The following is a 9,993-nucleotide window of genomic DNA, read 5'->3' as shown; positions in this document are numbered from 1 at the left end:
ACACCGGCTGCACCACATCCACCCGGCCCAGCCCAGGAGCACCCGCCTCACCCCGCAACACACCCAGCAACGACCAGTCCGTGAACGGCTCCAACGCAGCCGCACACTCACCCATCCGCTCCGCGAACACCGGCGAGGACTCCATCAGCCCCGCAGCCATACCCACCCACTGCGAACCCTGACCCGGGAACACGAACACCGGACGCATGACACCATCAGCGACACCCCGCACCACACCCGGGCCACGCCCGTCCGTCAGAGCGTCCAGACCGGCGACCAGTTCATCGCGCCCCGAGGCCACCACGGCGGCTCGGTGCGTGAACCTGGTACGTGCAGTGGCCAACGACCACGCGACGTCCGGCAGGGAGGTCTCCGGCTCGCGGTTCAGCAGACCGAGGAGCCTGACGGACTGCTCCACCACCGCATCGGGAGACTTCCCGGACAGCACGAACGGGAGCGTCGCGCCGCCCACCGGTGAAGCCCCTTCGAGGCCGGGTCCGGCGGTTTCGTCGGCGGGCGCCTCCTCGACGATCACGTGCGCGTTGGTTCCGCTCATACCGAAGGACGACACACCGGCCCGCCGGGGCTCTCCGGTGCTCTGCCACTCCATCTGCTCGGTCAGCAGCTCGACGGCTCCCGCCGACCAGTCCACCTGTGAGGACGGAGTGTCCACATGCAGGGTGCGCGGCAGGATCCCGTGCCGCATCGCCATCACCATCTTGATGACACCGGCCACGCCTGCCGCGGCCTGCGAGTGCCCTATGTTCGACTTCAGGGCCCCGAGCCGCAGGGGCCGGGTCGCTGCACGGCCCTGGCCGTAGGTGGCGAGAAGTGCCTCGGCCTCGATCGGGTCCCCCAGCCGCGTGCCGGTCCCGTGCGCCTCCACTGCGTCGACGTCCTGGGCCGACAGCCGGGCGTCGGCAAGGGCCTGAAGGATGACGCGCTGCTGCGAGGGACCGTTGGGCGCGGTCAGACCGTTCGACGCGCCGTCCTGATTGACCGCGGTGCCCCGCACGACCGCCAGCACGTCATGGCCGTTGCGGCGGGCGTCCGAAAGGCGTTCCAGCAGCAGTACACCGACGCCTTCGGACCATGCGGTGCCGTCGGCCGTCGCCGCGAACGACTTGCAGCGGCCGTCGGCGGCGAGCCCGCCCTGGTCGCTGAACCCGTAGAAGGCGCTGGGGGTCGACATCACGGTCGCTCCCCCTGCCAGTGCCAGCGAGCATTCACCGGAGCGCAGGGCCTGTACGGCGAGGTGCAGGGTCACGAGCGAGGTGGAACAGGCCGTGTCGACCGTCACGGCCGGCCCCTCGAGGCCGAGCGTGTAGGCGATGCGTCCCGAGACGACGCTCGCCGACGTACCTGTCAGCACGTAGCCGCCGGTCCCTTCCGGGGGCGGCTGGAGCAGCATCGAGTAGTCCTGGCCCGTCGTACCCGCGAACACGCCGGTACGGCTGCCCCGGAGTGTCTCAAGGGCTATACCGGCCCGCTCGACGGCTTCCCAGGAGGTCTCCAGGAGCAGACGCTGCTGCGGATCCATCGCCAGCGCTTCACGCGGGGAGATCCCGAAGAACGCCGGGTCGAACCCGCCGACGTCGTCCAGGAAGCCGCCCTCCATGGTGAACGAGGGTCCGGCGGAGTCCGTGGCGTCGCCGAGGCTTTCCCAGCCGCGGTCGAGAGGGAATCCCGATATGGCGTCGACGCCGGACGTGGCCAGCTCCCACAGGTCCTCGGGGCTGCGCACACCGCCCGGGTACCGGCAGCTCATGCCGACGATCGCGACGGGCTCCGGGTCAGCCGCTTCGACCTCCTGCAGACGCTGACGGGCCTGGTGCAGATCCGCGGTGACCCACTTGAGGTATTCCCGCAGCGTCTCTTCGTTCGCCATTCAATCCCACCCTGAGCAGACAGCACCTAATAGCGATGGAGGACCGATAAAGGGGTAGAACGTCGGGCGACGTTTCAGCTGTCAACGAATAGAGATGTCCTCGGGAATTGCGGAGCCCCAGGCGCCGCAACCCTTGATCCATAGCCTTTGCATGACGATCCATGAATATCGATGCGGTCCGGTAATGACGTCGACATTCCAGCAGATCAACTCGCAATGCGAAGCTATTCGACCCCCCTTGGCCGCACAACCCCTACAGACCGGCGGGGGCCCCCTAACGGCCGCCGCTCCATCCCTGGCCCCGTGGGCGCACCACGGCGGTCGACACCGCCTGGTTCTCGACCTTCTCCGGGCAGGGGTGGGGGTCGGCCTCCGGTCGCCCGCGCCGCCGGAACACCCCCGGAGCATCCGTGCGTGCGGGTTCCTCGTGCCCGCCGGCCTCGTCGGTGGGCACGAGGGAACAGGGACAGCAGCCCGGGGACCCGCCCCCGGGGAAATGCGCTACCCCGGGAATGCGCCGTAGGCGGTGTACGCCCGTGTCCGGCGACTGCGGCCCCGGCGTGGCGGTGGTTTCAGCGCCGCGCCGGGGCCTCTTGAGCCTCGATCAGTTGGACCGCCCCAGTTCGTTGTTGATGAAGTCGAATATCTCGTCGTCGGAGGCGGATTCGAGTTTTCCGGTCACGTCGGCCGCGTCAGCCTCGTCCGTCGTGCCTTCGGACCACTTGGCCAGGAAGGCCTGGAGCCGCATGGCGACCTTGGCCCTGGTGAGGGAGTCGGGTTCGTTCACGGCTGTCGCCGCCTCCAGCTTGTCCAACTCCGCCAGCAGCGACGCCCCCGTGGTGTCCGATCCGAACCGGAGCTCCGCACGCAGGAAGCCGGCGGCTGCGACCGCGCTCGGATAGTCGAAGGCCAGACCGGCGGGCAGCCGCAGCCCCGTGGCCCTCGTCAGCCTGTTGCGGAGTTCCACCGCCGTCAGCGAGTCGAAGCCCAGCTCGCGGAAGACCCGGTCCTGGCCGACCTCCTCGATGCCCGCGTAACCGAGGACGGCTGCCGCGTGGGTGCGGACGAGCCGTACCAGTTCGGCTTCCCTGTCCGCCTCGGACAGCCCGGTGAGGCGTCGGCGCAGTTCCTCGGCGGCGTCCTTGTCGACCCCTTCGCCTTCCGCGTCGCCGCCCAGTGCCTCCACCGCCTCGGGCAGGTCCGCCAGAAGCGCGCTGGGCCTCATGGCCGTGAACGACGGCACGAACCGCCCCCAGTCGACGTCGGCCACCGTGAGCAGCGGATCACTGTCGGTGACCGCCCGCCGCAGGACGGTCAGTGCCAGTTCCGGCTCCATCGCGGGCAGCCCCCGCATACGGAGTTTCTCCTCCGCCTCAGCGGCCCCGGGGTCGGCGGACTCCGTTTCGGCCCACGGCCCCCAGGCCACCGACGTGGCGGCCAGGCCGCGTGCCCGGCGGTTCTGCGCCAGTCCGTCCAGGTACGCCCCTGCGGCCGCGTAGGCCCCTTGGCCGCCGCCACCCCAGACACCGGCGATGGTGGAGAACAGGACGAACGCGTCGAGGTCGGTGTCGGCGAAGACCTCGTCGAGATGGGCCGCGCCTGACACCTTCGCCGTCAGCCGTCCGTCGACGTGGTCCATGCGGAGAGCGTCGAGCGGGGTGAGCTGGTTGCCGCCGACCGTGTGCAGCACGGCGCGGACCGGGCTTCCCTCCTCGGTGAGTTCGCGGACCAGCACCTCCAGCGCCTTGCGGTCGGCCACGTCACATCGCACGACCGTGCCGCGCCCCTGGAGGCGCGCCAGCGCGTCCGCCGCCGGCTCGGCGCCTTCGGGCACCATCAGCACCACCTTCTCGGCTTCGGTGCCCGCCAGCCAGCGTGCGGCGTACGCGCCGAAGGCTGTCGAAGCGTCGGTGACCAGCACCGTTCCCCTGGGCGCCCATTCGGCCCCGGACGTGGGAGACGGCACCCGCTCGAGGCGGGGGACGAACGCCCCGGAGGAGCGCACCGCGACCTGGTCCTCTGCGCCACCGCCTGTCAGCAGGGCGACCACCCGGTTCACCACGCGCTCGTCCGTCGTCGCGGGAAGGTCGATCAACCCGCCCCAGCGGTGCGGCTGTTCGAGGCCCGCTACCCGGCCCAGCCCCCACATCCGGGACTGTTCCGGATCAGGCGCGGCGTCCGTGCGGCTCACGCTCACTCCGGCCCGGGTGACACACCACAGGGGCGCCTGGACGTCAGCGACGCCAAGGGCCTGGAAGAGGCTGAGATTCGCCGTGGCCGGATTGTGGGTCAGCGCCAGCAGGGAGACGACGCCTGCGACGGCCCCCTGATCGGCAGGCCTCCCGGACAGCTTTTCCGCCAGAGCCCCAGCAGCCGACGACTCGTTCTCCGTGCCACTGGTCACCGTCAGCACTTCGACGTCTCCGCCGTGCTCGCGAAGACCTGTGACGATCGGGTGGCTGTGGTGTTCCTCCGCCGCCACGACCAGCCAGGTCCCCGACGCCGTGGTGCCGCCGGTCACGGTGGCGGGCTGCCAGCCGGTCCGGTAGCGCCAGGCGTCCACGGTGGACTGTTCGCGGGACTGGCGGCGCCACGACGACAGCAGGGGAAGCACCGTGCTGAGCGGCTGGTCGGCGGAGAGTCCGGAGCCCTCGACCAGACCGGTCAGGTCCTCCTGTTCCACCGCCGCCCAGAACCGTTCGTCCAGGGCGGACGCCCCGGCGTCGACGCCGCGGTCCCGTTCGGCCGGCGCAGGCCAGTACTGCTGCCGCTGGAACGCGTAGGTCGGCAGCTCGACGCGTCGGGCGCCGGTGCCGGCGAAGAACGCGGCCCAGTCGACGGCCTGTCCCCGCCCGTGCAGTCCGGCGAGCGAGGCGACCACCGTCGCGGGCTCGTCCCTGTCCTTGCGCAGGGCCGGCAGGAACGCGGTGTTCTCGGTGACACAGTCCTGGCCCATGGCGCAGAGCACCCCGTCGGGGCCCAGCTCCAGGAAGGTGGCCACTCCCAGACCTTCCAGATCACGCATGCCGTCGAGGAAGCGGACGGCCTGCCGGACGTGCCGGACCCAGTACTCGGGGTCGCACAGTTCGTCCGGTCCGGCTGTCCGGCCCGTGACGTCGGAGACGATGGCGATCCCGGGCCGGTGGAAGGTGAGGCTTTCGGCGACCGTGCGGAACTCGTCGAGCATGGCGTCCATGCGCGGCGAGTGGAACGCATGGCTGACCCGCAGGCGCTTGGTCTTACGGCCCTCCGCCTCGAAATGGGCGGCAATGGCCAGGACAGCGTCCTCGTCACCGGAAACCACCGTGGCGGACGGCCCGTTGAGCGCGGCGATGGATACGCCGTCGGTCAGCAGCGGCAGGACCTCGTCCTCCGTCGCCTGGAGGGAGACCATCGCACCGCCCGTCGGCAGTGCCTGCATCAAACGGCCCCGGGCAGCCACCAGTCGCGCCGCGTCCTCCAGCGACAACACCCCGGCCACATGCGCGGCCGACAACTCACCGATCGAATGACCCAGCAGATAGTCGGGCTTGACACCCCATGCCGACACGAGGCGGTACAAGGCCACTTCGAGCGCGAAGAGTCCCGCCTGCGTGAACTGCGTCTGGTCCAGCAGCTCACCACCCTCGAACACGACCTCACGGACCGGCCGGTCCAGATGCCGGTCCAGCTCCGCACAGACCGCGTCGAACGCGTCCGCGAACACCGGGTAGGACGCGTACAGCTCACGGCCCATACCCGACCGCTGCGCACCCTGACCCGAGAACAGCACCGCGAGTTGCCCGGAGACCTCCTGGTCCACCGTCACCTGCGGATCGGTTCCGCCCTGCGACAGGGCCGTGACGCCACGCAGCAGAGCGGCACGGTCCGTACCGCTGACCACCGCCCGGTGTGTGAACGCGGCCCGGCCCGTGGCGAGGGAGAACGCCACGTCCAGCGCGTCGAGCTCCGGGCGTCGCATGAGGTGCGACCGCAGGAGCCCGGCCTGATCCGCCAGGGCCCTTTCCGACCGTCCCGCCAGCACCCACGGCAGAACCGGCGGGGTGTCGGTGCCGGCCGCAGCCGGGGCAGGAGGTGCCTGCTCGATGATCGTGTGCGCGTTGGTGCCACTGATCCCGAACGACGACACCCCCGCACGCCAGGGTTCGTCCGTCTGCGGCCAGCCGACCGACTCGGTCAGCAGCTCGACGGCTCCCGCCGACCAGTCCACCTGTGAGGACGGACTGTCGACGTGGAGGGTGCGCGGCAGCGTCCCGTGGCGCATGGCCATCACCATCTTGATGATTCCGGCCACACCGGCCGCAGCCTGTGTGTGACCGATGTTGGACTTGACCGAACCGAGCAGCAGCGGCCTGCCGTCCACCCGGTCCTGTCCGTAGGTCGCCATGAGCGCCTGCGCCTCGATCGGGTCACCCAGCCGGGTCCCCGTACCGTGCGCCTCGACCACGTCCACCTGTGAAGCGGAGAGACCGGCTGAGGCGAGTGCCTGCCGGATGACCCGCTGCTGGGCGGGGCCGTTGGGGGCCGTCATGCCGTTCGACGCGCCGTCCTGGTTGACCGCCGAACCCCGCACGACCGCCAGGACCTCGTGACCGTTGCGCCGCGCGTCCGACAGCCGCTCCACCAGCAGCATGCCGACACCCTCGCCCCAGCCCGTGCCGTCCGCCGCGTCGGCGAACGCCTTGCACCGGCCGTCCCCGGCGAGACCGCGCTGGCGGGAGAACTCGATGAACGCACCGGGTGTCGACATCACCGTCACGCCGCCGGCCAGGGCCAGAGAGCACTCCCCCGCCCGGAGCGCCTGAATCGCCAGGTGCAGGGCGACCAGCGACGACGAGCACGCCGTGTCCACCGTCACCGCCGGGCCTTCCAGCCCGAACGTGTACGAGAGCCGGCCCGACACGGCACTGGCGCCGTTCCCGGTCCCCATGTGTCCCTCGGCGTTCTCGGCCGACACGTACAGCAACGCCGAATAGTCCTGGCCGTTGGTGCCTGTGAACACGCCGGTACGGCTTCCGCGCAGGGACGCGGGGTCGATGCCCGCCCGCTCGAAGGCCTCCCACGACGTTTCGAGCAGCAGTCGCTGCTGCGGGTCCATCGCGGTCGCCTCACGGGGTGAGATCCCGAAGAAGCCGGGGTCGAAGTCCGCGACGTCGTGGAGGAACCCGCCCTCGGACACGTACGAGGTGCCGGGGTGGTCCGGGTCCGGGTCGTACAGCGAGTCCAGGTCCCAGCCCCGGTTGACCGGGAACCCGGAGACCCCGTCGGCGCCTGCGGCGAGCAGCTCCCACAGTTCCTCGGGCGAGCGGACGCCACCGGGGAACCGGCAGCTCATGCCGACGATCACGACGGGATCGTCGTGGTCCGGCGCGGCCACTGCGGTGTGGCCGTCGGCCCGTCGGAGTTCGCCGCCGAACAACTCGGTACGCAGGTGTTCGGCCAGGACCGTCGGCGTCGGGTGGTCGAACACCATGGTGGCGGGAAGAGAGAGTCCGGTCTCCCTCGCCAGAGTGTTGCGGAGTTCGACAGCGGTCAGCGAGTCGAAGCCGAGCTCGCGGAAGGTACTCGTCGCCGTGACCGACTCGGCGCTCGGGTGTGCCAGCACGGCCGCGGCCTGCTTGCGTACGAGTTCCAGGAGCGCCCGGGTCCTCTCCCCTTCCGTGGCCGCCACCAACCGGTCCCGCAGAGCGGACGTGCCGCCGTCGGCCGGGACCGGCGCCTGCAGCTCGCGTACGTCGGCGACTCCCGCCAGCAGCGGACTCGGGCGGAGTGCGGTGAACGCGGGGGCGAAGCGCGACCAGTCGACATCGGCCACGGTGATCAGGGCGTCGCCCTCGGACAGTGCCTGCTGCAGAGCGGCGACAGCGCGCTCGGGAGCCATGGCCGGCAGCCCGCGCCGCAGCAGCTGCGCCTCGGCCTCGCCCTGTGCCATGCCCCCTCCGCCCCACGGTCCCCAGGCCACCGAGGTGGCGGACCGGCCACGTGCGCGGCGGCACAGCGCCAGAGCGTCGAGGTGCGCGTTGGCTGCCGCATAGGCGGCCTGGCCCCCGCTGCCCCACACCCCGGCGATCGACGAGAAGAGAACGAAGGCGTCGAGCCCTTCCTCGTCGCCGTCGTCCGCGAACACCGCGTCCAGGTGGGCGGCCCCGGTGACCTTGGCGGACAGGACCGCCGTGAGGCCGGCGGCGTCCAGTTCGGCCAGCGGGTGCGACTCGGCCTCTCCTGCGGTGTGCAGCACGGCCCTCACCGGTGACCCGGCGGCTCGGAGACCGTTCGCCAGTTCGGTGAGTGCGGCGCGATCCGTGACATCGCACGAGGCGACGGTGACAGCCGCTCCGAGTGACACGAGTTCGTCCCGGAGCTCCGCCGCACCCGGGGCGTCGATGCCCCGCCGGCTGGTGAGCACCAGCCGCTCGGCACCGTTGCGGGCTGCCCAGCGGGCCACATGCCCTCCCAGGACGCCGGTACCGCCGGTGATCAGGACAGTCCCCCGTGGCGACCACGCGGTTCCCTGCCCGGTACCCGGCGCGCGGACGAGGCGTCGTACGTACACGCCCGATGCGCGGACCGCGATCTGGTCCTCATCGCCGTCGGCATCCGCGCCGTCGACACCTGCCAGTGCCGCGCAGACACGTCCCACCGCCCGCTCGTCCAGCACCTCGGGCAGGTCGAGCAACCCGCCCCAGCACTGCGGGTGTTCGAGTGCGGCCACCCTGCCCAGTCCCCAGATCTGCGCCTGTACGGGCCTGACGGTCCCGTCCGACCTGCCCACCGACACCGCGCCGCGTGTCAGGCACCACAGGGGAGCCGTCATGCCTGCATCGTCCATGGCCTGGACGAGGGTCAAGGCCCTCAGGACCTCCGTACCCACCGCTCCGGGGGCCGTGTCCTCATCCCCTGTCAGAAGGGCTGTGACTCCGGCGAGGTCGGGGTAGCCGGCGAGTATTCCCGCCAGCTCGCCCCTGCCGACGGTGTCGGCGAGCGGAAGGTGGATGACATCGGCGCCGTGTGCGCTGATCCCGTCGATGACGGGGTGCGTCACGTCGCTCTCCTGCGTGACCACCAGCCAGGTGCCCGTCAGCTCCGCACGCGGAACGGCGGAGACCGGCTGCCAGGTGGCACGGTAGCGCCAGGCATCGACGGTGGACAGGTTGCGGCTCTGCCGACGCCACGAGGACAGCGCGGGCAGCATCGCCTCGAGCGGTTGCAGCTCCGCCGATCCCAGAGCCGCTCCGAGGGCCGCGGCATCCTCCTGCTCCACGGCGTCCCAGAAGGCCGCGTCAAGGGATGAGGCCTGCGGAGTTTCCTTGCCTCCCATGAGGAGCGCCCCGCCCTCAGGCCAGAAGCGCTCGCGCTGGAAGGCGTAGGTGGGCAGGTCGACACGGCGGGCGCCGGTGCCGGCGAAGTACGCCGTCCAGTCGACGGACTTCCCGCGTACGTGGAGCTCGGCGAGGGCGGTGACCAGGGTGGTCGCCTCGTCGCGGTCCTTGCGCAGCACGGGGGCGAACGCCGCGTCATCGACGCAGTCCTGGCCCATCGCGGACAGGACACCGTCCGGGCCCAGCTCCAGGTATGTGGTCACGCCCTGGTCCTGCAACGCGCGCATGCCGTCGACGAAGCGGACCGCCTCACGGACATGGCGCACCCAGTAGTCCGCCGAGCACAGCTCGTCGCCGGTCACTACCTGGCCGGTCACGTTGGAGACGATGGCGATCTCGGGCCGGTGGAAGGTAAGCCCCTCGGCGATTGTGCGGAACTCCTCCAGCATGGCGTCCATGCGCGGCGAGTGGAACGCATGACTGACCCGCAGCCGCTTGGTCTTACGGCCCTCCGCCTCGAAACGGGCGGCAATGGCGAGCACGGCGTCCTCGTCACCGGAAACCACCGTGGCGGACGGTCCATTGAGCGCGGCGATGGACACGTTCTCGGTCAGCAGCGGCAGGACCTCGTCCTCCGTCGCCTGGAGCGAGACCATCGCACCGCCCACCGGCAGTGCCTGCATCAAACGGCCACGAGCAGCCACCAGCCGCGCCGCGTCCTCCAGCGACAACACCCCCGCCACATGCGCAGCCGACAACTCACCGATCGAATGACCCAGCAGATAG

Annotated in this window: 2 protein-coding genes; both read right to left on the bottom strand. The window is 70.9% G+C overall.

The window, feature by feature from the left end; genetic code table 11:
• On the bottom strand, positions 1-1,888 hold a 1,888-nt coding region (locus tag ACHFIV_RS11200), incomplete at its 3' end, for a type I polyketide synthase (RefSeq protein WP_398966371.1).
• A gap of 604 nt (positions 1,889-2,492) precedes the next feature.
• Positions 2,493-9,993, bottom strand: a 7,501-nt coding sequence (locus ACHFIV_RS11195; protein WP_398966368.1) for a type I polyketide synthase, incomplete at its 5' end; no start/stop codon positions are given.

Origin of the sequence: Streptomyces sp. ALB3 (assembly GCF_044385685.1) — a bacterium.
Lineage (GTDB): Bacteria > Actinomycetota > Actinomycetes > Streptomycetales > Streptomycetaceae > Streptomyces.
The sequence above is the reverse complement of the archived record's forward strand: the minus strand, read 5'-3'. Positions and strand labels throughout refer to the sequence as shown.